This is a genomic window from Streptococcus sp. HMSC072D05, assembly GCF_001815805.1.
In the GTDB taxonomy this organism is placed as follows: Bacteria; Bacillota; Bacilli; order Lactobacillales; family Streptococcaceae; genus Streptococcus.
In genome coordinates, this window is the sequence record NZ_KV822011.1 from 2,264 (window position 1) to 24,665 (window position 22,402).

At 43.4% G+C, this 22,402-nt stretch carries 23 protein-coding genes, 1 other RNA gene and 1 pseudogene; 24 read left to right on the forward strand and 1 reads right to left on the reverse strand.

Translation table 11 applies throughout. From position 1 onward, the window contains the following. Positions 1-114 precede the first annotated feature (114 nt). From tadA to HMPREF3057_RS03330, 8 genes are all read left to right on the forward strand, one after another. On the forward strand, positions 115-582 hold the full coding sequence (gene tadA, locus HMPREF3057_RS03295) for a tRNA adenosine(34) deaminase TadA (protein WP_001110101.1): 468 nt from the start codon (positions 115-117) through the stop codon (positions 580-582). Between the two features lie 32 nt (positions 583-614). Beyond that, positions 615-713: signal recognition particle sRNA small type (gene ffs, locus HMPREF3057_RS03300), an RNA gene on the forward strand. 54 nt (positions 714-767) lie between these two features. Then, positions 768-1,211, forward strand: coding sequence for a dUTP diphosphatase (locus tag HMPREF3057_RS03305; protein ID WP_000701976.1), 444 nt, complete (start codon positions 768-770; stop codon positions 1,209-1,211). A 9-nt stretch (positions 1,212-1,220) separates the two neighbouring features. After that, on the forward strand, positions 1,221-1,688 hold the full coding sequence (locus HMPREF3057_RS03310; protein WP_000796430.1) for an isochorismatase family protein: 468 nt from the start codon (positions 1,221-1,223) through the stop codon (positions 1,686-1,688). Between the two features lie 20 nt (positions 1,689-1,708). Continuing rightward, complete coding sequence (gene radA, locus HMPREF3057_RS03315) at positions 1,709-3,046, forward strand: DNA repair protein RadA (RefSeq protein WP_257370755.1); 1,338 nt, start codon at positions 1,709-1,711, stop codon at positions 3,044-3,046. A gap of 72 nt (positions 3,047-3,118) precedes the next feature. After that, complete coding sequence (locus tag HMPREF3057_RS03320; protein ID WP_002876632.1) at positions 3,119-3,613, forward strand: beta-class carbonic anhydrase; 495 nt, start codon at positions 3,119-3,121, stop codon at positions 3,611-3,613. Between the two features lie 213 nt (positions 3,614-3,826). Continuing rightward, positions 3,827-4,795, forward strand: coding sequence for a ribose-phosphate diphosphokinase (locus HMPREF3057_RS03325; RefSeq protein ID WP_000010174.1), 969 nt, complete (start codon positions 3,827-3,829; stop codon positions 4,793-4,795). A gap of 119 nt (positions 4,796-4,914) precedes the next feature. Continuing rightward, a complete protein-coding gene (locus HMPREF3057_RS03330) occupies positions 4,915-5,352 on the forward strand; it encodes a CoA-binding protein (protein ID WP_049490128.1) in 438 nt (145 codons plus the stop codon). A 28-nt stretch (positions 5,353-5,380) separates the two neighbouring features. Here the strand turns inward: HMPREF3057_RS03330 and HMPREF3057_RS03335 are convergent, their stop codons facing one another. Beyond that, on the reverse strand, positions 5,381-6,391 hold the full coding sequence (locus tag HMPREF3057_RS03335; protein WP_000009151.1) for a YeiH family protein: 1,011 nt from the start codon (positions 6,389-6,391) through the stop codon (positions 5,381-5,383). A gap of 151 nt (positions 6,392-6,542) precedes the next feature. Between HMPREF3057_RS03335 and HMPREF3057_RS03340 the strand changes: the two genes are divergently transcribed. From HMPREF3057_RS03340 to HMPREF3057_RS03410, 16 genes and pseudogenes are all read left to right on the forward strand, one after another. Further along, positions 6,543-7,712, forward strand: a complete 1,170-nt coding sequence (locus tag HMPREF3057_RS03340; RefSeq protein ID WP_049479245.1) for a pyridoxal phosphate-dependent aminotransferase — start codon at positions 6,543-6,545, stop codon at positions 7,710-7,712. After that, a complete protein-coding gene (gene recO, locus HMPREF3057_RS03345; protein WP_070696347.1) occupies positions 7,709-8,479 on the forward strand; it encodes a DNA repair protein RecO in 771 nt (256 codons plus the stop codon). Before HMPREF3057_RS03340 ends, recO begins: the two co-directional genes overlap by 4 nt. Further along, a complete protein-coding gene (gene plsX / locus HMPREF3057_RS03350; RefSeq protein ID WP_070696350.1) occupies positions 8,476-9,468 on the forward strand; it encodes a phosphate acyltransferase PlsX in 993 nt (330 codons plus the stop codon). Before recO ends, plsX begins: the two co-directional genes overlap by 4 nt. A 5-nt stretch (positions 9,469-9,473) precedes the next feature. Further along, a complete protein-coding gene (locus HMPREF3057_RS03355; RefSeq protein ID WP_044020017.1) occupies positions 9,474-9,710 on the forward strand; it encodes an acyl carrier protein in 237 nt (78 codons plus the stop codon). A 439-nt stretch (positions 9,711-10,149) separates the two neighbouring features. Then, the gene (locus tag HMPREF3057_RS03360; RefSeq protein ID WP_070696353.1) at positions 10,150-10,338 is read left to right on the forward strand and encodes a class IIb bacteriocin, lactobin A/cerein 7B family; all 189 of its coding nucleotides are present in this window, start codon (positions 10,150-10,152) and stop codon (positions 10,336-10,338) included. Positions 10,339-10,355: 17 nt separating this feature from the next. Beyond that, entirely contained in the window at positions 10,356-10,523 is a 168-nt protein-coding gene (locus HMPREF3057_RS03365) for a bacteriocin (protein WP_000415691.1), read from the forward strand. Between the two features lie 9 nt (positions 10,524-10,532). Continuing rightward, entirely contained in the window at positions 10,533-10,721 is a 189-nt protein-coding gene (locus HMPREF3057_RS03370) for a hypothetical protein (protein WP_000722239.1), read from the forward strand. A 24-nt stretch (positions 10,722-10,745) separates the two neighbouring features. Continuing rightward, a complete protein-coding gene (locus HMPREF3057_RS10415; protein ID WP_070696356.1) occupies positions 10,746-10,955 on the forward strand; it encodes a bacteriocin immunity protein in 210 nt (69 codons plus the stop codon). Between the two features lies 1 nt (position 10,956). Beyond that, a pseudogene (locus HMPREF3057_RS10420) lies at positions 10,957-11,152 on the forward strand (hypothetical protein). Between the two features lie 163 nt (positions 11,153-11,315). Further along, positions 11,316-13,469 carry a peptide cleavage/export ABC transporter ComA gene (comA, locus tag HMPREF3057_RS03380; RefSeq protein WP_070696359.1) on the forward strand — a complete coding sequence of 718 codons (2,154 nt, stop codon included), beginning with the start codon at positions 11,316-11,318 and terminating at the stop codon, positions 13,467-13,469. 12 nt (positions 13,470-13,481) lie between these two features. After that, positions 13,482-14,831 (forward strand): competence pheromone export protein ComB, encoded by a 1,350-nt coding sequence (comB, locus tag HMPREF3057_RS03385; RefSeq protein ID WP_070696362.1) that lies wholly within the window; start codon positions 13,482-13,484, stop codon positions 14,829-14,831. A gap of 168 nt (positions 14,832-14,999) precedes the next feature. Beyond that, positions 15,000-15,707 (forward strand): phosphoribosylaminoimidazolesuccinocarboxamide synthase, encoded by a 708-nt coding sequence (gene purC / locus HMPREF3057_RS03390; protein ID WP_000043286.1) that lies wholly within the window; start codon positions 15,000-15,002, stop codon positions 15,705-15,707. Positions 15,708-15,763: 56 nt separating this feature from the next. Beyond that, positions 15,764-19,489, forward strand: coding sequence for a phosphoribosylformylglycinamidine synthase (locus tag HMPREF3057_RS03395; protein ID WP_070696365.1), 3,726 nt, complete (start codon positions 15,764-15,766; stop codon positions 19,487-19,489). A gap of 161 nt (positions 19,490-19,650) precedes the next feature. After that, a complete protein-coding gene (purF, locus tag HMPREF3057_RS03400; protein ID WP_070696368.1) occupies positions 19,651-21,093 on the forward strand; it encodes an amidophosphoribosyltransferase in 1,443 nt (480 codons plus the stop codon). Between the two features lie 38 nt (positions 21,094-21,131). Next, positions 21,132-22,154, forward strand: a complete 1,023-nt coding sequence (purM, locus tag HMPREF3057_RS03405; RefSeq protein WP_070696453.1) for a phosphoribosylformylglycinamidine cyclo-ligase — start codon at positions 21,132-21,134, stop codon at positions 22,152-22,154. Then, positions 22,151-22,402 (forward strand): phosphoribosylglycinamide formyltransferase (locus HMPREF3057_RS03410; protein ID WP_306806722.1); only part of this gene is annotated, 252 nt, incomplete at its 3' end. The genes purM and HMPREF3057_RS03410, both read left to right, overlap by 4 nt.

Sequence of the window (22,402 nt, forward strand, 5' to 3'; positions counted from 1 at the left end):
AAACTTTTCTTTTTCATAATAATCTCCCTATTAAGTCACCGCATTCGGTGGCTTTTTTTGTCTTGAGAATCATGATATAATAATAAAATCGACAAGTAGGAAAAGAGAAGAACGATGAATTATACAGTTGAAGAAAAAGAAGCCTTTATGAGAGAGGCTTTGAGAGAGGCTGAGATTGCCTTAGAACACGATGAAATTCCAATTGGTTGTGTGATTGTCAAGGATGGAGAAATCATTGGTAGGGGGCATAATGCGCGCGAGGAGTTGCAACGGGCGGTCATGCATGCAGAAATCATGGCTATAGAGAATGCGAATGTGAGTGAAGAGAGTTGGCGACTGCTGGATTGTACGCTTTTTGTGACCATTGAGCCTTGTGTCATGTGTAGCGGGGCGATTGGGCTTGCCCGTATTCCAAACGTAGTCTACGGGGCTAAAAACCAGAAATTTGGTGCAGCTGGAAGCTTGTACGATATTTTGACAGATGAGCGTCTCAATCATCGTGTAGAGGTAGAAACGGGAATTTTGGAAGATGACTGTGCAGCGATTATGCAGGACTTTTTCCGAAATCGACGGAAAAAATAATTTCTCTTTAAAAACAGAGGGGAATGTGGTATAATGAATAGTGGAGCAACAGTTCTGCGTGAAGCGGGTCAGGGGAGGAATCCAGCAGCCCTAAGCGATGTGAATTGTGTGCTCTTTTTTCGTGCTTTTTTCGAATAAATAAGATAAAATAGCCTAGAATAAATGATTATAGAAAAGAGAAAAATATGAAAATTCGTGGTTTTGAATTGGTTTCGAGTTTTACAGATGAAAATTTGTTGCCTAAGCGTGAGACAGCTCATGCAGCTGGGTACGATTTAAAGGTTGCCGAACGAACTGTCATTGCGCCAGGTGAGATTATATTGGTCCCAACAGGAGTTAAGGCTTATATGCAACCGACAGAGGTGCTCTATCTCTATGACCGTTCTTCAAACCCTCGTAAAAAAGGCTTGGTCTTGATTAACTCTGTGGGTGTCATTGACGGAGACTATTATGGCAATCCAGGGAATGAAGGACATATCTTTGCTCAGATGAAAAATATTACTGATCAGGAAGTGGTTCTCGAAGTTGGGGAACGTGTGGTTCAGGCTGTCTTTGCTCCTTTCTTGATTGCAGATGGAGATGAGGCAGATGGCGTGCGGACTGGTGGATTTGGATCGACAGGGAAATAGAGGGATAAAATGGCAGACTATTTATTAGTTGTAGACATGCAGTCAGATTATGTTGCTGTAGGAAAAGCCTATCATGAAGAACTGACTGCAGCTGTAAATGACAAAATTGCTACTTATCCCAGCGACCGAGTTATCTATATTCTCAATCGTTTTTTCTGGGAGAGAAAAGATAGAAAGAAGAAATTTGCGACCAACTTGTTAGTTGTATCTTCTCGTATCTTTGAGAAGTGTCGGGCTTCTTGCTTTACTAATCCAGATTTAAAAGATTTTTTAGAGGGAAATGGTGCTAAGAGCATAGAGTTTATAGGGGTAGATGGCAATTTCTGTGTCAAGGCTTCCGTTTTGGCAGCTGTCAAGGAGAATTATCAGGTTTCTGTCGATTTGTCTGCTGTCGGAGTTGCCAACCAGAATAAATTTCAAAATACATTGTATAAGTGGCATTCTTTCGGAGTAACCGTAAAAGGAGAATTATTATAGCAAAGAAAAAAGCGACATTTGTGTGTCAAAATTGTGAATATAATTCACCTAAGTATCTAGGGCGTTGTCCTAACTGTGGGTCTTGGTCTTCTTTTGTAGAAGAGGTTGAGGTTGCCGAGGTCAAGAATGCACGAGTGTCCTTGACAGGTGAAAAAACCAAGCCTATGAAACTGGCTGAGGTGACTTCCATCAATGTCAATCGAACCAAGACGGAGATGGAGGAATTCAACCGTGTGCTTGGAGGCGGAGTGGTACCAGGAAGTCTCGTCCTCATCGGTGGGGATCCTGGGATTGGGAAATCAACCCTTCTCCTACAAGTTTCAACCCAGCTATCTCAAGTGGGTACGGTTCTCTATGTCAGTGGGGAGGAGTCTGCCCAGCAGATTAAACTCCGTGCAGAGCGCTTGGGGGATATTGATAGTGAGTTTTATCTCTATGCAGAGACCAATATGCAGAGCGTGAGGGCTGAGGTGGAGCGCATCCAACCAGATTTTCTCATCATCGACTCTATCCAGACGATTATGTCTCCTGAGATTTCAGGGGTGCAAGGGTCTGTGTCTCAGGTGCGTGAGGTGACCGCTGAGCTTATGCAGCTGGCTAAGACCAATAACATTGCCATCTTTATCGTAGGGCATGTGACCAAGGAAGGGACCTTGGCTGGTCCGCGTATGCTGGAGCATATGGTAGATACCGTGCTTTACTTTGAAGGGGAACGTCACCATACCTTTCGTATCTTGAGAGCAGTCAAAAACCGTTTTGGTTCCACTAATGAGATTGGCATATTTGAGATGCAGTCGGGCGGATTGGTTGAAGTTCTTAATCCTAGTGAAGTGTTTTTGGAAGAACGCTTGGATGGAGCGACTGGTTCGTCCATCGTGGTGACTATGGAAGGAACACGTCCAATTCTTGCGGAAGTGCAGGCCTTGGTGACACCGACTATGTTTGGAAATGCTAAGCGTACGACGACAGGGCTTGATTTCAATCGCGCTAGTCTGATTATGGCTGTTTTGGAAAAACGTGCAGGGCTTCTCTTGCAAAATCAGGATGCCTATCTCAAATCGGCTGGTGGTGTAAAATTGGATGAGCCTGCCATTGACTTGGCTGTTGCGGTTGCCATTGCTTCGAGTTACAAGGATAAACCAACCAATCCTCAGGAATGTTTTGTAGGAGAGTTGGGCTTGACGGGAGAGATTCGGCGCGTAAATCGTATCGAACAACGTATTAATGAAGCGGCAAAACTGGGCTTTACCAAGATTTATGTACCCAAGAATTCCTTGACAGGAATCACTCCACCCAAGGAAATTGAAGTCATTGGTGTGACAACGATTCAAGAAGTTTTGAAAAAGGTCTTTGCATAATCCGTGACAAATCCTCTTAAAAATGATAAGATAGGAGAAATATTTGATTATCAAATTTTTCAGGAGGGAATCGTGTCGTATTTTGAACAGTTTATGCAAGCCAATCAGGCTTATGTTGCCCTACATGGGCAGTTAAATCTGCCACTTAAACCCAAAACCAGAGTAGCTATCGTGACCTGTATGGACTCACGTCTACACGTTGCGCAAGCTCTAGGTTTGGCCCTTGGGGATGCTCATATCTTGCGGAATGCGGGTGGTCGAGTAACTGAGGACATGATTCGTTCACTGGTGATTTCCCAGCAACAAATGGGGACAAGAGAGATTGTGGTGCTTCACCATACAGATTGTGGAGCTCAAACCTTTCAAAATGAAAGTTTTCATGAACATTTGAAACACGAGCTCGGAGTCGATGTGTCTGATCAAGATTTTTTACCATTCCAGGATGTGGAAGAGAGTGTGAGAGAGGATATGCAATTGCTTCGAGAATCTCCACTGATTCCTGATGATGTGGTTATTTCAGGTGCTGTCTATGATGTGGATACAGGAAGTATGAGAGAAGTATACTAACTTTGCCTCGAAAAAATCTCATCCTAGCATAAAATCGATTGTTAAAATGTAGGATTTTCAGATTTAATATAGCTAATATAAAATAGTATAAAACAAGGGTATAAATGTTTACTCTTGTTTTATTTTTGATTGAAAAATAAAGGAAAAAGCGCTACAATGGTAGATGGAAAATGTTGTGTAAAAACAAGTGATACATAAATACCGGAGGAAATCATGTCTTTTTCTGATTTAAAGCTGTTTGCCCTTTCTTCTAATAGAGAATTGGCAGAGCGTGTGGCGCAAGAAATTGGGATAGAGTTGGGGAAATCGACTGTTCGCCAATTTTCAGACGGAGAGATTCAGGTCAACATCGAAGAATCAATCCGTGGGAAACACGTCTTTATCCTACAATCAACTAGTTCACCTGTAAATGATAATTTACTTGAAATTTTGATTATGGTGGACGCATTGAAGCGTGCTAGTGCAGAATCTGTCAATGTTGTTATGCCTTACTATGGCTATGCACGTCAGGATAGAAAAGCGCGCGCGCGTGAGCCAATCACAGCAAAACTCGTTGCAAACATGCTAGAAGTTGCTGGGGTAGATCGTTTGTTGACGATTGATTTGCACGCTGCACAGATTCAGGGATTCTTTGATATTCCTGTAGATCACTTGATGGGTGCTCCCTTGATTGCGGACTATTTTGAACGTCGTGGCATGGTTGGCTCTGACTACGTGGTTGTCAGCCCAGACCATGGTGGGGTGACTCGTGCTCGTAAATTGGCAGAGTTTTTGAAAACTCCGATTGCGATTATTGACAAACGCCGTAGTGTAGACAAGATGAATACCAGTGAAGTGATGAACATCATTGGTAAGGTAGAAGGTAAGACTTGTATTTTGATTGACGATATGATCGATACAGCTGGAACTATTTGTCATGCGGCGGATGCTCTTGCTGAAGCAGGTGCTGTTGAGGTTTACGCAAGCTGTACGCACCCAGTTCTTTCAGGACCAGCTATGGACAATATCCAAAAATCAGCTATTAAGAAATTGGTTGTTTTGGATACGATCTACCTACCAGAGGAGCGTTTGATTGATAAGATTGAACAAATTTCGATTGCTCATCTTCTTGGCGATGCCATTATCCGTATCCACGAAAAACGTCCTCTTTCTCCCCTATTTTGTATTGAGAAAAAGATTTAATCTTTCACTTGAAGTAGACAGAACTCCTAGCAGGTTTCTTTTCTTGCTAGGAGATTTTTATAGTCAAAATCTGCAAGCCTTTTCAAAATATGCTATACTGAGAAAAAAGGAGGATTTCTATGAGCCAAGAATTTATCAATCCAAGTGATGGTGTGATCCGTCAGTATCTTACAACCAGTAAAACGTTAGCGGTAGTGGGTTTGTCCGATCGTGAGGAAACAACTAGTAATCGAGTGACCAAGGAAATGCAAGCTCGGGGCTATAAAATCATTCCAGTTAATCCCAAGGCTGCAGGTGGGGAAATCTTGGGAGAAAAGGCTTATGCGAGTCTAGAAGAGATTCCTTTTCCTGTAGATATTGTCAATGTTTACCGTCGCAGTGAGTTTTTACCAGATGTGGCGCGTGATTTTCTCAAGGCTGATGCTAAGATTTTTTGGGCACAACTGGGACTTGAAAATCTAGAAGCGGAAGAAATCTTACGTGCTGGAGGATGCGATGACATCGTGATGAATCGTTGTATTAAGAGAGAACATACTCGCTTAATTCTTGAGCAATAAAAAGGTAGCCATGGGCTACCTTTTTATTTTATAAAGTACCAATCAATGCTTGCATGCCAAGACTGGTGAGGATGATGGCAATCCAGCAAAGGGCTCCAAGAAGAATGGATTTACCGCTGGATTTGACCATGGCAATCAGATTGGTTTTGAGACCGATGGCACTCATGGCCATGATGATAAGGAATTTGGAGAGTTGTTTGAGAGGGGTGAAGAAGCTACTAGACACGCCGAGAGAGGTGAGAAGAGTCGTTAAGAGAGAGGCTAAGATGAAATAAAGGATAAAAAGTGGGAAGACTTTTTTTAGTTGGAAATCTTGGCTGTTTTTTTGCTGGCGACTTTGCCAGTAGGAGAGAAAGAGCGTGATGGGGATGATTGCTAAGGTGCGCGTGAGTTTGACAATAGTTGCAGACTCAAGGGTATTGGTCTGATAAAGACTGTCCCAGGAGCTGGCGGTAGCCGTTACAGAAGAAGTATCATTGACTGCAGTTCCTGCAAAGAGGGCGAAGCCATCATTGGATAGGTGAAGCCAGGTTCCTAGAGTTGGAAAGATAAGTGCTGCTAAGACATTGAAGAAAAAGATAACGGAGATGGCTTGGGCAACTTCTTTTTCCTTGGCATGGATAACGGGTGCTGTCGCAGCAATGGCAGAACCACCACAGATAGAAGAACCCACTCCAATCAAGGTAGCCAGTTTTGTGTCTAGCGCAAAGAAACGCTGGAAGAGGTAGGCAACGATTAAGGAAATCGAAATGGTGGAAAGGATGACGGGGAGTGAAGATTGTCCAACTGCGAAGACTTGCGAGATATTGAGACCAAAACCGAGTAAGATAACGGCATACTGGAGCAATTTCTTGGAACTAAAGGTCAAACCTGCGTCTAGTTGTTTGTAGGGTGAGAGCCAGGGGTGGAGGAGCATTCCAGCAAAAATTGCAAAGACAGGTGCACCCACGACGGGGAAAAATCCTCCCAGAAACCATGATACGATAGAAATGAGAAGGCAGGCCAAGATGCCTGCTCCATTTTTTGATAAAAATGACATATAAACCTCCGAAAATAAGCACTTTTTATTATAAGCTTATCCATCAGAAAAGTAAAATAGAAAACAGAAAGGATTAACTCAAAATGTAATTTTGCGGTCAGGGAGCTTTTGTAGTATAATAGTACTATGTTCTGTAAGTAAGGGGGTATCTATGGACTTAACCAAGCGCTTTAATAAACAATTAGATAAGATTCAAGTGTCCTTGATTCGTCAGTTTGATCAGGCCATTTCAGAGATCCCTGGAGTTCTGCGTTTGACCTTGGGAGAGCCTGACTTTACAACGCCAGATCATGTCAAGGAGGCGGCCAAGCGAGCGATTGACCAGAACCAGTCCTACTATACAGGGATGAGCGGTTTACTGACCTTGCGCCAGGCAGCTAGTGATTTTGTAAAAGAAAAATACCAGTTGGACTACAATCCTGAAAATGAAATCTTGGTTACTATCGGAGCGACAGAGGCTTTATCTGCTACTTTGACAGCTATCTTAGAAGAAGGAGACAAGGTACTCTTGCCAGCTCCTGCCTATCCAGGCTATGAGCCGATTGTCAACCTAGTTGGGGCAGAGATTGTCGAGATTGATACAACTGAAAATGGTTTTGTCTTGACTCCTGAAATGTTGGAAAAGGCAATTTTGGAGCAGGGAGATAAGCTTAAGGCAGTCATTCTCAACTATCCAGCCAATCCAACTGGAATTACCTATAGTCGAGAGCAGTTGGAAGCCTTGGCAGACGTTTTAGGCAAGTATGAAATTTTCGTTGTTTGTGATGAGGTCTATTCAGAATTGACCTATACAGGGGAAAATCATGTATCATTGGGAACTATGCTGAGAGATCAAGCTATTATTATCAATGGCTTATCTAAGTCCCATGCCATGACTGGTTGGCGTTTAGGCTTTATCTTTGCTCCTGCAGCTTTCACAGCTCAGTTAATCAAGAGTCACCAATATTTGGTTACTGCGGCAAACACCATGGCCCAACATGCTGCAGTAGAAGCCTTGACCGCTGGTAAAAACGACGCAGAGCCTATGAAGAAGGAATACATCCAGCGTCGAGATTATATCATCGAAAAGATGACTGCTCTTGGTTTTGAGATTATCAAACCAGACGGTGCCTTCTATATCTTTGCTAAGATTCCAGCAGGTTACAATCAAGACTCCTTTGCTTTTCTCAAGGATTTTGCCCAGAAGAAGGCTGTTGCCTTTATCCCTGGTGCTGCCTTTGGGCGTTACGGAGAAGGCTATGTTCGCATTTCTTATGCAGCCAGCATGGAAACAATCAGGGAGGCCATGAAACGACTTGAGGAGTACATGAGAGAAGCATGATCCAGTCTATAACGAGTCAAGGTCTCGTACTCTACAATCGTAACTTTCGGGAGGATGATAAGCTCGTCAAAATCTTCACCGAGCAGGCTGGGAAGCGCATGTTTTTCGTCAAACACGCTGGTCAATCCAAACTAGCTCCTGTTATTCAGCCCTTGGTGTTGGCACGATTTCTCTTGCGAATCAATGATGACGGCCTTAGCTACATCGAGGACTACCATGAGGTGATGACCTTTCCCAAAATCAATAGCGACCTCTTTGTCATGGCTTATGCGACTTATGTGGCGGCTCTTGCAGATGCTAGTTTGCAGGATAATCAGCAGGATGCTCCCTTGTTTGCCTTCTTGAGAAAGACTCTAGAGTTGATGGAAGAGGGTTTAGATTATCAGGTTTTGACCAATATTTTTGAAATTCAAATCTTGAACCGATTTGGGATTAGCCTTAATTTTAATGAGTGTGTCTTTTGCCATCGGGTTGGTCAGGCCTTTGACTTTTCTTTCAAATATGGAGCCTGCCTCTGTCCAGACCATTACCATGAGGACGAGAAACGTTGCCATCTGAATCCCAACATTCCTTATCTGCTCAATCAATTTCAAGCCATTGATTTTGAAACCTTGGAGACCATTTCGCTTAAGGCAGAAATCAAGCAAGAGCTACGCCAATTTATGGATCAACTCTACGAAGAGTACGTTGGGATTCACCTAAAATCAAAGAAATTTATTGATTCCCTAGCAGACTGGGGACAATTACTAAAAGAGGAAGACAAATGAAAAAAATTGCAGTAGATGCTATGGGGGGCGATTATGCACCTCAAGCCATCGTTGAGGGTGTCAACCAAGCCCTTACTGACTTTTCAGATATTGAGGTTCAACTCTATGGAGATGAAAGTAAGATTAAGCAATATCTAACGGCGACAGAGCGTGTCAGCATTATCCATACGGATGAGAAAATCAACTCAGACGATGAGCCGACAAAAGCTATCCGTAAGAAGAAAAATGCCAGCATGGTATTAGCAGCCAAGGCAGTCAAGGAGGGAGAAGCAGACGCTGTCCTCTCAGCTGGGAACACAGGTGCCTTGTTGGCTGCAGGATTCTTTATTGTGGGTCGTATCAAAAATATCGATCGTCCAGGACTCATGTCGACCTTGCCGACCATCGATGGAAAAGGGTTTGACATGCTAGACCTTGGAGCCAATGCAGAAAATACAGCCCATCATCTGCACCAATACGCTGTTCTTGGCTCCTTTTATGCTAAAAATGTTCGTGGGATTGCAAAACCACGTGTTGGTTTGCTCAACAACGGAACAGAAAGTAGCAAGGGAGATCCGCTTCGTAAGGAAACTTATGACTTGCTAGTAGCTGATGAAAGTTTGAACTTTATCGGAAACGTGGAAGCGCGTGATCTGATGAATGGCGTTGCGGATGTTGTCGTAACAGATGGTTTCACGGGAAACGCTGTTCTCAAATCCATCGAAGGTACAGCTTTGGGAATCATGGGCTTACTTAAAAATGCTATTACGGGTGGTGGCCTTCGAGCGAAGCTAGGTGCTCTACTTCTTAAGGATAGTCTTAGGGGGTTGAAGACACAGCTTAACTATTCAGATGTTGGAGGAGCAGTTTTGTTTGGTGTTAAGGCGCCAGTTGTAAAAACTCATGGCTCAAGTGATGCCAAGGCTGTGTACAGTACGATTCGTCAGATTCGTACCATGCTAGAAACAGACGTAGTTGCTCAGACTGCGCGTGAATTTTCAGGAGAATAAAAAAGATGACAGAAAAAGAAATTTTTGACCGTATTGTGACCATTATCCAAGAAAGACAGGGAGCAGACTTCGTCGTGACAGAAGCCTTGAGTTTGAAAGACGATCTCGATGCAGACTCAGTGGACTTGATGGAGTTCGTCTTGACACTAGAAGATGAATTTGGTATCGAAATCACTGATGAGGAAATCGATCAACTTCAAAGTGTAGCGGATGTAGTAGCAATTATTAAAGATAAAAAATAGCCAAAAGCAACATGCAAGTCATGTTGTTTTTTTATTTGCGGAAAAAAGAGAAACTTTTAGTAGAAATTGCGAATAAAGAGATGAGAAAGAAAAAGGAGGAACGTTTATGTATGTGACCGATTTTTATCCGTGGTTTATTAATTGGTTTTTAAAATAAAAATGAATGAATTGTTCATTTTCGAATTGTTTTTCGAATAGATAGGTAAGGAAAAAGGGAAGGAGATTACGCGATGTATTTACCAATCTTATTGCCATGGTTGATCAAATGGTATTTAAAATAAATGAAATTTACCTGTTCATTTTAAATTACTTCTCGAATAGATAAGTGAGAAGAAAAGGAAGGAGAGAAGAAAATGATTTCAGTAATTTACCCAATCCGGCTATTTAAGTGGCTTAGAGGTTAAAGATTAAATATATAGAAAAAATAAGGAGAAAACAAATGACAAACTTTGACAACATGGAACAGAACTTTGTAGCTCTTACAGAAGAAGAATTGACGGATGTGGATGGGGGAGCATGGCCGATTGTAGCTTGGGTGATTGCTAATCCTGTGACAGCAGCTAAAATTGCTGGTGGAATTACTGCAGCAGGAATTGCAGGTTATAATTATGTGACGAGTAGATGGTAATAGAAGGAGGAGATGATATGGAAAAATCTATTTTAAAATTTGAAACAATGACTGATACGGACTTGCAGGAAATTCAAGGGGGAGCCTTTCCCCTTCTTATCCCTGTGGCAGTTGGTTTTGTAAAAGGTTTTGTATATACAGGTGGAGCTATTTTAACAACTCGAGCACTCTTTTCAGGTAAATAGGAGTCTGCTATGAAAAAAATCTTATTAGGATTTGCTGAGGGGTATTTTGTCGTATCGATTATTCTTTATATCGCAACGTATATGATTATGAAAAATCCGATCAATACCTTGTTTTATCCAGAAACCTATCCAATTCTACTTGGTCTGTTTTATCTAGGATACAAGTACAAAACAAAAGAAAGTACGATTGGAAATTGATGAACCATCAGATCGGAGTTTGAGATGAAAGTTGTTCAATTACTAGGAAAAGCTTGGCTAGAGACCACTGTATTATTTAGCTCGATAGCTTATCTAATTATTAGAATCGTAGCTGATGTAAACAAAATAAATCTACCTACATGGTTTGAATCTTTTGATATACCTACGATCTCCTTGTTTTTAGTGGTATTTATTTTACTGTATCGGGGCCAAGGAGAAAGAAAAGGAGAATAGAATGATTAGGATTGTAAAATATTTTCTACTATATTATTTTCCTATTTTTAATGAATATTTTCATCTTTACGATTCTAGCAACTCTTGGATTTCAGCTAACAATGAGTGAAAGTAGTTATATGGTACCCCCGGTGTTTGCGTTTATCGTTTTATACGCCATTCACAAAAGAAGTGGGAAAGGTAAGAAATCTGTGTAATTGAATGTTCTAGGCAGGACTCTTGTTCTGCCTATTTTCTTTGGTAAAAGTGCTGTTCAGGTGAGGATATTGTTTTTTCAGAAATAATTCCCTTATTTCGTCCTTGTTTGGTTAAAATAATCTTACAAAGTTTTAAGAGATTATTAGAAAAAAGGAGATGGATATGAAATTTGGGAAAAGGCACTATCGTCCCCAAGTGGATCAGATGGATTGTGGCGTGGCTTCCTTGGCCATGGTATTTGGCTACTATGGTAGTTATTATTCCTTGGCTCATCTACGAGAGTTAGCCAAGACGACCATGGATGGGACGACCGCTTTGGGACTTGTAAAGGTGGCAGAGGAGATTGGGTTTGAGACGCGGGCTATCAAGGCGGATATGACGCTCTTTGATTTGCCAGATTTGACCTTTCCCTTTGTGGCCCATGTGCTCAAGGAAGGGAAATTGCTCCACTACTATGTGGTAACAGGTCAGGATAAAAAGCATATTCATATCGCTGATCCGGATCCTGGTGTCAAGCTGACCAAGATTTCCCGTGAGCGATTTGCGCAAGAATGGACAGGAGTCAGTCTCTTTATGGCTCCGTCTCCAGACTATAAACCCCATAAGGAGAAAAAACAGGGACTCCTATCCTTCTTTCCAATCTTGCTCAAACAGCGGGGTTTGATTGCTAATATCGTTTTGGCAACACTCTTGGTAACCCTGATTAATATCGTGGGCTCTTATTATCTGCAGTCTATCATTGACAGTTACGTACCAGACCAGATGCGTTCGACCTTGGGCATTATCTCAATAGGACTAGTCATCGTCTATATCCTCCAGCAGATTTTGTCTTATGCGCAAGAATACCTCTTACTTGTTCTGGGGCAACGCCTGTCAATTGATGTGATTTTGTCCTACATCAAGCATGTTTTTCACCTGCCAATGTCCTTTTTTGCGACACGCAGGACAGGAGAAATCGTGTCTCGTTTTACAGATGCCAACAGTATCATCGACGCGCTGGCTTCGACCATTCTGTCGATTTTCCTAGATGTGTCGACGATTTTGATTATCTCGCTCGTGCTATTTTCACAGAACATCACGCTCTTTTTCATTAGTCTGCTTGCACTTCCCATTTATACAGCGATTATCTTTGCCTTTATGAAGCCTTTTGAAAAGATGAATCGGGACACTATGGAAGCCAATGCGGTTCTGTCTTCTTCTATTATCGAGGACATCAACGGTATTGAGACTATTAAATCTTTGACCAGTGAAAGCTTACGCTATCAAAAGATTGATAAGGAATTTGTGGCTTATCTGAAAAAATCCTTTACCTATAGTCGGGCAGAAAGCCAGCAAAAGGCACTGAAAAAAGTTGCCCAGCTCCTGCTCAATGTTGCCGTTCTCTGGCTAGGAGCCATTCTTGTTATGGATGGGAAAATGAGTTTGGGCCAGCTGATTACCTATAATACCTTGCTTGTTTACTTTACCAATCCCTTGGAAAATATCATCAACCTACAAACCAAACTTCAGACAGCGCAGGTCGCCAATAACCGTCTAAATGAGGTGTATCTAGTAGCTTCGGAGTTTGAGGAGAAGAAAACGGTAGAAGATCTGAGTATGATGAAGGGAGAAATGACCTTCAAGCAAGTTCACTATAAGTATGGCTATGGTCGTGATGTCTTGTCGGATATCAATTTGACTATTCCGCAAGGGTCTAAGATGGCTTTCGTGGGGATTTCAGGTTCGGGTAAGACCACCTTAGCCAAGATGATGGTTAATTTCTACGATCCAAGTCAGGGAGAGATTAGTCTGGGCGGTGTCAATCTTAATCAGATTGATAAAAAGGCCCTGCGCCAGTACATCAACTATCTGCCTCAACAGCCCTATGTCTTTAACGGAACGATTTTGGAGAATCTGCTCCTTGGAGCCAAGGAGGGGACGACTCAGGAGGATATCTTACGGGCAGTTGAATTGGCAGAGATTCGGGAGGATATCGAGCGCATGCCACTGAATTATCAGACAGAATTGACTTCGGATGGGGCAGGTATTTCTGGGGGGCAACGACAACGAATCGCTTTGGCGCGTGCTCTTTTAACGGATGCGCCTGTTCTGATATTGGACGAGGCGACCAGCAGTCTGGATATCTTGACAGAGAAGCGGATTGTGGATAATCTCATGGCTTTGGATAAGACCTTGATTTTCATCGCCCATCGCTTGACCATCGCTGAGCGAACAGAAAAGGTTGTTGTTTTGGATCAGGGCAAGATTGTCGAAGAAGGCAACCATGCAGACTTGCTTGCCCGAGGTGAATTTTACGCCCATTTGGTCAATAGCTAGAAAGAGGAGAAGATGAAACCAGAATTTTTAGAAAGTGCGGAGTTTTATAATCGTCGTTACCATAATTTTTCCAGTAGGGTGATTTTACCTATGTCACTTCTGTTCGTGTTTTTACTAGGATTTTCAGTTTTTGCAGAGAAGGAGATGAGTTTGTCTACCAGAGCAACTGTCGAACCTAGTCGGGTCATTGCCAATATCCAGTCGACTAGCAATCAACGGATTGTGGCAAATTATCTGGAAGAGAACAAGTTGGTCAAGCAGGGGGATCTACTCGTTCAGTACCAGCAAGGGGCGGAAGCTGTTCAAGCTGAAGCATACGCCAGTCAATTGGAGATGTTAAAGGATCAAAAAAAGCAGTTGGGATATTTGCAATCCAGTTTGAAAGAGGGGAGTGATCAATTTCCAGAGGCGGATAAGTTTGGTTATCAGGAGATGTTTCGAGACTATCTCAGCCAAGCTAGTAGTCTTAGGAGTAATGTTTCTCAGCAAAATGCCAGCATCTCCTCTCAAAATGCGGCAGCAAGTCAGAGCCAGGCCGAGATTGGCAATCTTATCAGTCAAACAGAGGATAAAATTCGAGACTACAAAACAGCTAAGTCAGCGATTGAAAAGGGAGATCAACTGGATAGTCAGAATCCAGCCTACTCTTTTTATCAGACCTATAAAAATCAAGGTGAAGAAGATCCGCAAGCTAAATCGCAAGTTATTGCGCAAGTGGATGCACAAATTGCCCAGCTAGAGTCCAGTCTAGCTACGTATCGTGTACAGTATGCGGGTTCTGGAGCTCAGCAGGCCCACGCAACGGGACTGGATAGTCAACTGGAATCGCTCAAGTCTCAGCACTTAGTCAAAGTTGGCCAGGAATTAACTCTTTTGGATCAGAAAATTTTAGAAGCAGAGTCGGGTAAGAAAGTCCAGGGAGGTCTCCTCGATAAGGGGAAGATTACAGCAAGTGAGGATGGGGTGCTTCACCTTAATCCTGAAACCAGTGATTCTACCATGGTCGCAGAAGGAACCCTGCTAGCCCAACTCTACCCATCCTTGGAAAAAGAAGGGAAAACCAAACTCACAGCTTATCTCAGTTCAAAAGATGTTGCTAGAGTCAAGATTGGGGACTCTGTCCGTTATACTACGACTAATGATGCGAAGAATCAAATTTTCCTGGATTCCACGATTACAAGTATCGATGCGACAGCTACAAAGACTGAACAAGGAAATTTCTTTAAAATTGAGGCGGAGACCCATCTGACTTCTGAGCAGGCTGCAACACTTCGCTATGGTTTAGAAGGCCGCCTGCAGATGATTACGGGAAAGAAAAGCTATCTCCGTTATTTTTGGGATCAATTTTTGAATAAAGGGTAATATTCGTGTTTTTCAGAGGATAAATGATTTTAAAACTGTAAGAAGAGTTCATCTTGCAGTTTTTCTTTACGCTTAAAACAGAAAAACGTTATTTATTCGTAAAAACCTTGAATTTTTCATGCTTTTGTGGTAGAATGTGCTCAAGTAAAACGAAAGGCGAACTTTAAAATGTCAAAACAACTGATCTATTCGGGAAAAGCCAAGGATATCTATACAACTGAGGATGAAAATCTCATTATTTCAACTTACAAGGACCAGGCAACTGCCTTCAACGGTGTCAAGAAGGAGCAGATTGCGGGCAAGGGAGTCTTGAATAATCAGATTTCATCTTTTATTTTTGAGAAATTAAATGCGGCTGGTGTAGCAACTCACTTTGTGGAGAAACTTTCAGACACGGAACAGCTCAATAAAAAAGTTGAGATTATTCCTTTGGAAGTTGTGCTCCGCAACTACACGGCTGGTTCCTTTTCAAAACGTTTTGGCGTAGAAGAAGGTATTGCATTTGAGACTCCGATTGTCGAATTTTACTATAAAAATGATGATTTGGATGATCCCTTTATCAATGACGAGCATGTGAAATTCCTTAAAATTGCGGATGACCAGCAGATTGCTTACTTGAAGGAAGAAACCCGTCGTATCAATGAGCTCTTGAAAGCTTGGTTTGCTGAGATTGGTCTTAAATTGATTGACTTTAAGCTAGAGTTCGGTTTTGACAAGGATGGTAAGATTATCTTAGCAGACGAATTTTCACCAGATAACTGCCGTTTGTGGGATGCAGATGGCAACCACATGGATAAGGACGTTTTCCGTAGGGGATTGGGAGAACTAACTGATGTTTACGAGATTGTCTGGGAAAAGTTGCAGGGTTTAAAATAGCACCTTCAAGGTCATTTGTGAACGTTGCAAAAGCTGAAATAAAGGAATAAGAATTGATGAATAAACGTATTTTTGTTGAAAAAAAGGCTGATTTTCAGGTCAAGTCAGAGAGTTTGGTGAGAGAGCTCCAGCACAACTTGGGATTGTCAACTTTAAAAAGTATTCGAATCGTGCAGGTTTATGATGTTTTTGGCTTGTCAGAGGATTTGTTTACGCCCGCCGAGAAGCATATCTTCTCTGAGCAGGTGACAGACCATGTATTGGATGAAGCGGCTGTGCAGGCGGATCTTGCCAATTATGCTTTCTTTGCCATTGAAAGTTTGCCAGGACAGTTTGACCAGCGTGCAGCTTCTTCACAGGAAGCCTTGCTTTTGCTGGGAAGTTCGAGTGACGTGACGGTCAACACAGCACAATTGTACTTGGTTAATAAAGATATTGATGTGACTGAGTTGGAAGCGGTCAAGAACTACCTGCTCAATCCAGTGGATTCTCGTTTTAAGGACATCACGACAGGCATTGCCAAGCAGGAATTTTCTGAGTCAGACAAGACCATTCCTAAATTGACCTTCTTTGAAAGCTATACAGCAGAAGACTTTGCTCGCTACAAGGCCGAGCAAGGGATGGCCATGGAAGTGGATGATTTGCTCTTTATCCAAGATTATTTCAAGTCAATCGGGCGTGTGCCGACGGAAACAGAGCTCAAGGTCTTGGACACTTACTGGTCTGATCACTGCCGTCACACGACTTTTGAGACCGAGTTGAAACAGATTGACTTCTCAGCTTCTAAATTCCAAAAGCAATTGCAGGCGACTTATGACAAGTATATTGCCATGCGTGATGAGTTGGGACGTTCGGAGAAACCACAAACCTTAATGGATATGGCGACTATTTTTGGTCGTTATGAGCGTGCTAATGGTCGTTTGGACGATATGGAAGTGTCTGACGAAATCAATGCATGCTCGGTTGAAATCGAAGTGGACGTTGATGGTGTCAAGGAACCTTGGCTCCTTATGTTCAAAAACGAAACCCACAACCACCCAACGGAAATTGAACCATTTGGTGGAGCGGCTACTTGTATTGGTGGAGCCATTCGCGACCCGCTGTCAGGTCGCTCATATGTTTACCAAGCTATGCGTATCTCAGGTGCTGGAGATATTACCGCACCGATTTCGGAAACGCGTGCTGGGAAACTGCCACAACAGGTCATTTCTAAGACAGCGGCTCATGGTTATTCTTCGTATGGTAACCAAATTGGTCTGGCGACGACTTACGTTCGTGAGTACTTCCACCCAGGCTTTGTAGCTAAACGCATGGAGCTAGGTGCCGTTGTTGGTGCTGCTCCTAAGGAAAATGTAGTCCGTGAAAAACCGGAAGCCGGCGATGTGATTATCTTGCTCGGTGGTAAGACTGGACGTGATGGTGTCGGTGGTGCAACGGGATCTTCTAAGGTTCAAACAGTTGAGTCTGTAGAGACTGCCGGTGCTGAGGTTCAAAAAGGGAATGCTATCGAAGAACGCAAGATTCAACGTCTTTTCCGTAATGGCGCTGTCACTCGTCTTATCAAGAAGTCCAATGACTTTGGAGCTGGTGGTGTCTGTGTAGCCATCGGTGAATTGGCAGATGGTCTTGAAATCGACCTCAATAAGGTGCCTCTTAAATACCAAGGTTTGAACGGTACAGAAATTGCTATTTCTGAATCACAAGAACGGATGGCTGTGGTGGTTCGTCCTGAGGATGTAGATGCCTTCGTTGCGGAATGTAACAAAGAAAATATTGACGCTGTTGTGGTTGCGACAGTGACTGAAAAACCAAATCTTGTCATGCACTGGAATGGTGAGACAATCGTGGACTTGGAACGCCGTTTCCTTGATACCAATGGTGTGCGTGTCGTTGTCGATGCCAAGGTTGTGGACAAGGATGTCAAGCTTCCAGAAGAGCGCAAGACAAGTGCTGAAACCCTTGAAGCGGATACTCTTGCAGTTCTATCTGACCTCAACCATGCGAGTCAAAAAGGCTTGCAGACCATCTTTGACTGCTCGGTCGGTCGTTCAACGGTTAACCACCCACTTGGTGGTCGCTACCAACTCACGCCAACTGAGGCATCTGTGCAGAAATTGCCAGTTCAACACGGCGTGACTCATACTGCGTCTGTCATGGCTCAAGGGTTCAACCCTTATCTAGCAGAATGGTCTCCATATCACGGGGCTGCCTATGCAGTTATCGAAGCGACAGCTCGTTTGGTGGCTACTGGTGCCAACTGGTCTAAGGCTCGTTTCTCTTACCAAGAGTATTTTGAGCGGATGGACAAACAAGCTGAGCGTTTTGGTCAGCCAGTAGCAGCTCTTCTAGGCTCTATCGAAGCACAAATCCAACTTGGCTTGCCATCTATCGGTGGTAAGGACTCTATGTCTGGTACCTTTGAAGAATTGACTGTACCGCCAACCTTGGTTGCCTTTGGGGTGACAACAGCAGATAGCCGTAAGGTACTTTCTCCTGAGTTCAAGACTGCTGGTGAAAACATCTACTACATCCCAGGTCAATCCTTGGCACAAGAGATTGATTTTGACTTGATTAAGTCTAACTTTTCTCAGTTTGAAGCCATCCTAGCTGACCACAAAGTAACATCTGCATCAGCTGTCAAATATGGTGGTGTCCTTGAAAGCTTGGCTCTTGCTACCTTTGGAAATCATATCGGTGCAGAGGTGACCTTGCCTGAACTTGAAACAGCCTTGACAGCTCAATTGGGTGGATTTGTTTTCACATCTCCTGAAGAAATCGCTGGAGTAGAGAAGATTGGACAAACGAAAGCAGACTTTACACTCCTTGTCAACGGTGTGAAGTTAGATGGACAGAAACTTGACAGTGCCTTCCAAGGCAAACTGGAAGAAGTTTACCCAACTGAATTTGCCCAAGCAAAAGAATTGGCTGAAGTACCAGCTGTGGCATCAGATGCTGTAATTAAAGCTAAAGAAACTATTGAAAAACCAGTGGTTTACATCCCAGTCTTCCCAGGAACCAACTCGGAATATGATTCAGCAAAAGCTTTTGAAAAAGAAGGTGCAGAAGTCAACTTGGTGCCATTTGTAACCTTGAATGAAGAAGCCATTGTCAAGTCAGTTGAAACCATGGTTGACAACATCGGCAAGGCTAACATTCTCTTCTTTGCGGGTGGTTTCTCAGCTGCGGATGAGCCGGATGGGTCAGCTAAGTTTATTGTAAATATCCTTCTTAATGAAAAAGTGCGTGCGGCCATTGATAGCTTTATTGCTCGTGGTGGCTTGATTATCGGTATCTGTAATGGGTTCCAGGCCTTGGTCAAATCAGGTCTTCTTCCATATGGTAACTTTGAAGATGCAAGTAGCACTAGCCCAACCCTTTTCTACAATGATGCCAACCAACACGTGGCTAAGATGGTGGAAACTCGGATTGCCAATACTAACTCGCCATGGTTGGCTGGAGTGCAAGTGGGCGATATCCATGCCATCCCAGTATCGCACGGTGAAGGGAAGTTTGTTGTGACGGCCGAGGAATTTGCGGAGCTCTGCGACAATGGCCAAATTTTCAGCCAATACGTTGACTTTGACGGCAAACCAAGTATGGATTCTAAGTACAATCCGAATGGTTCTGTAAATGCCATCGAAGGAATTACTAGCAAGGACGGCCAAATCATCGGTAAAATGGGACACTCAGAACGTTATGAAGACGGTCTCTTCCAAAACATCCCAGGAAATAAAGACCAGCACCTGTTCGCGTCGGCGGTTAAATACTTTACTGGAAAATAAGATTTGCAGATTTTCTAATAGATAGTATCCGTAATGTAAAAGTCGTGTAGATCTAGTTCGTGTTGATTGCAAATGCTTTATTTTGCGAGTGAAACGAACTTCTACCGTATCATTCGACTCTACTAAAGGAATGATACATAAATAAAAATTAGGTATAAAAAATGACATACGAAGTAAAATCTCTTAATGAAGAATGTGGTGTTTTTGGTATCTGGGGCCATCCAGATGCTGCCCAATTGACCTATTTCGGGCTCCACAGTCTTCAGCACCGTGGTCAGGAGGGGGCAGGAATCCTCTCCAATGACCAGGGGAACTTGAAGCGTCATCGTGATATGGGGCTTTTATCAGAAGTGTTCAGAAATCCAGCTAATTTGGACAAACTGACAGGAACGGCTGCCATCGGACATGTGCGTTATGCAACAGCTGGCGAAGCTTCTGTGGATAACATCCAGCCCTTTCTCTTCCGCTTTCATGATATGCAGTTTGGCTTGGCTCATAATGGGAATCTGACCAATGCAGAATCTCTCAAGAAAGAACTAGAGCAAAGAGGAGCTATTTTCAGTTCAACTTCGGACTCGGAAATCTTGGCTCACCTCATTCGTCGGAGTCACAATCCGAACTTGATGGGGAAAATCAAAGAAGCGCTTAGTCTTGTCAAAGGTGGCTTCGCCTACATCTTGATGTTTGAGGATAAGTTGATTGCAGCCCTTGACCCTAATGGTTTCCGTCCCCTTTCTATCGGGAAAATGGCCAACGGAGCGGTGGTGGTTTCGTCAGAAACTTGTGCCTTTGAAGTCATCAGAGCAGAGTGGATTCGTGATGTGAAGCCAGGGGAAATTGTCATTATCGATGATAATGGGATTCAGTATGATAGCTATACGAATGATACCCAGTTGGCGATTTGCTCTATGGAGTATATCTACTTTGCCCGCCCTGACTCCAATATCCATGGTGTCAATGTCCATACGGCCCGTAAGAGAATGGGAGCGCAACTAGCGCGTGAATTCAAGCATGAGGCGGATATCGTAGTCGGTGTGCCCAATTCTTCACTCAGCGCAGCCATGGGATTTGCGGAAGAATCTGGTCTGCCAAATGAAATGGGTCTCATCAAAAACCAATACACCCAACGCACCTTTATCCAACCGACTCAAGAATTGCGGGAGCAAGGAGTTCGGATGAAGCTATCAGCCGTTTCTGGTGTTGTCAAAGGCAAACGCGTGGTGATGATTGATGACTCCATTGTTCGCGGGACAACCTCTCGCCGTATCGTTCAGCTCTTGAAAGAAGCGGGTGCGTCTGAAGTTCACGTTGCCATTGGTAGTCCAGCGCTGGCTTATCCATGTTTCTACGGGATTGATATCCAGACGCGTCAGGAGTTGATTGCGGCCAATCATACGGTAGAAGAAACCTGTCAAATCATTGGTGCGGATAGCCTGACCTATCTTTCGATTGATGGCTTGATTGATTCTATCGGCATCGAAACAGATGCGCCGAACGGTGGTCTCTGTGTCGCTTATTTTGATGGAGACTACCCAACTCCTCTCTACGACTATGAGGAAGAATATCGTAGAAGCTTGGGGGATAAGACCAGTTTTTACAAATAGACGGATAAAGACTCTCCATGAAAGGAAAGGAAGAGAAGATGACAAATAAAAATGCGTATGCCCAGTCGGGTGTAGATGTTGAAGCGGGTTATGAAGTTGTTGAGCGGATCAAAAAGCATGTGGCTCGCACGGAGCGTGCGGGTGTCATGGGAGCTCTTGGTGGCTTTGGTGGCATGTTTGACCTCTCAAAAACAGGAGTCAAAGAACCGGTCTTGATTTCAGGGACTGACGGTGTCGGAACCAAGCTCATGCTGGCTATCAAGTATGATAAGCATGATACGATTGGGCAGGACTGTGTAGCCATGTGTGTCAACGATATCATCGCTGCAGGTGCGGAACCTCTTTACTTCCTTGACTATGTCGCGACTGGTAAAAATGAACCAGCTAAGCTAGAACAAGTAGTTGCTGGTGTGGCAGAAGGTTGTGTGCAGGCAGGTGCTGCCCTCATCGGTGGTGAAACGGCTGAAATGCCTGGTATGTATGGCGAAGATGACTACGACTTGGCTGGATTTGCGGTCGGCGTAGCTGAAAAATCTCAAATCATTGACGGTTCAAAGGTAGCAGAGGGAGATATTCTTCTCGGACTTGCTTCGAGTGGGATTCACTCCAATGGTTACTCACTTGTCCGTCGTGTCTTTGCGAACTACACAGGTGAGGAAGTCTTGCCAGAATTGGAAGGCAAGAAACTCAAGGAAGTTCTTCTTGAGCCGACTCGTATCTATGTCAAGGCTGTCTTGCCACTTATCAAGGAAGAGTTGGTCAACGGTATTGCCCACATCACAGGTGGTGGATTTATCGAAAATGTCCCTCGCATGTTTGCAGATGATCTAGCTGCAGAGATTGAGGAAAGCAAAGTTCCAGTGCTTCCGATTTTCAAAGCCCTTGAAAAATACGGTGAAATCAAGCATGAGGAAATGTTTGAAATCTTCAATATGGGTATTGGCCTCATGTTGGCAGTTAGCCCTGAAAATGTAGGTCGAGTCAAGGAATTACTGGATGAACCAGTCTATGAAATTGGTCGCATCGTTAAGAAAGAAAACGAAAGTGTCATCATCAAATGAAAAAAATAGCGGTTTTTGCCTCTGGTAACGGCTCAAATTTTCAGGTGATTGCCGAAGAATTTCCAGTGGAGTTTGTTTTTTCAGACCATCGTGATGCCTATGTGCTGGAACGTGCAGACAAGCTCGGCGTCCTGTCCTATGCTTTTGAACTCAAGGAGTTTGACAACAAGGAAGACTACGAAGCAGCACTTGTCGAACTCTTGGAAGAACACCAGATTGACTTGGTTTGTCTAGCAGGCTACATGAAA

Excerpts from the sequence above, each read along its gene's own strand:
- recO (WP_070696347.1), top strand. The coding sequence starts at position 7,709 with ATGATCCAGTCTATAACGAGTCAAGGTCTCGTACTCTACAATCGTAAC.
- purC (WP_000043286.1), top strand. The coding sequence starts at position 15,000 with ATGTCAAAACAACTGATCTATTCGGGAAAAGCCAAGGATATCTATACA.
- HMPREF3057_RS03370 (WP_000722239.1), top strand. The coding sequence starts at position 10,533 with ATGAAAAAAATCTTATTAGGATTTGCTGAGGGGTATTTTGTCGTATCG.
- HMPREF3057_RS03305 (WP_000701976.1), top strand. The coding sequence starts at position 768 with ATGAAAATTCGTGGTTTTGAATTGGTTTCGAGTTTTACAGATGAAAAT.
- tadA (WP_001110101.1), top strand. The coding sequence starts at position 115 with ATGAATTATACAGTTGAAGAAAAAGAAGCCTTTATGAGAGAGGCTTTG.
- purF (WP_070696368.1), top strand. The coding sequence starts at position 19,651 with ATGACATACGAAGTAAAATCTCTTAATGAAGAATGTGGTGTTTTTGGT.
- HMPREF3057_RS03340 (WP_049479245.1), top strand. The coding sequence starts at position 6,543 with ATGGACTTAACCAAGCGCTTTAATAAACAATTAGATAAGATTCAAGTG.
- HMPREF3057_RS03325 (WP_000010174.1), top strand. The coding sequence starts at position 3,827 with ATGTCTTTTTCTGATTTAAAGCTGTTTGCCCTTTCTTCTAATAGAGAA.
- HMPREF3057_RS03355 (WP_044020017.1), top strand. The coding sequence starts at position 9,474 with ATGACAGAAAAAGAAATTTTTGACCGTATTGTGACCATTATCCAAGAA.
- HMPREF3057_RS03360 (WP_070696353.1), top strand. The coding sequence starts at position 10,150 with ATGACAAACTTTGACAACATGGAACAGAACTTTGTAGCTCTTACAGAA.
- HMPREF3057_RS03395 (WP_070696365.1), top strand. The coding sequence starts at position 15,764 with ATGAATAAACGTATTTTTGTTGAAAAAAAGGCTGATTTTCAGGTCAAG.
- HMPREF3057_RS10415 (WP_070696356.1), top strand. The coding sequence starts at position 10,746 with ATGAAAGTTGTTCAATTACTAGGAAAAGCTTGGCTAGAGACCACTGTA.
- HMPREF3057_RS03330 (WP_049490128.1), top strand. The coding sequence starts at position 4,915 with ATGAGCCAAGAATTTATCAATCCAAGTGATGGTGTGATCCGTCAGTAT.
- HMPREF3057_RS03365 (WP_000415691.1), top strand. The coding sequence starts at position 10,356 with ATGGAAAAATCTATTTTAAAATTTGAAACAATGACTGATACGGACTTG.
- plsX (WP_070696350.1), top strand. The coding sequence starts at position 8,476 with ATGAAAAAAATTGCAGTAGATGCTATGGGGGGCGATTATGCACCTCAA.
- HMPREF3057_RS03310 (WP_000796430.1), top strand. The coding sequence starts at position 1,221 with ATGGCAGACTATTTATTAGTTGTAGACATGCAGTCAGATTATGTTGCT.
- comB (WP_070696362.1), top strand. The coding sequence starts at position 13,482 with ATGAAACCAGAATTTTTAGAAAGTGCGGAGTTTTATAATCGTCGTTAC.
- HMPREF3057_RS03335 (WP_000009151.1), bottom strand. The coding sequence starts at position 6,391 with ATGTCATTTTTATCAAAAAATGGAGCAGGCATCTTGGCCTGCCTTCTC.
- purM (WP_070696453.1), top strand. The coding sequence starts at position 21,132 with ATGACAAATAAAAATGCGTATGCCCAGTCGGGTGTAGATGTTGAAGCG.
- comA (WP_070696359.1), top strand. The coding sequence starts at position 11,316 with ATGAAATTTGGGAAAAGGCACTATCGTCCCCAAGTGGATCAGATGGAT.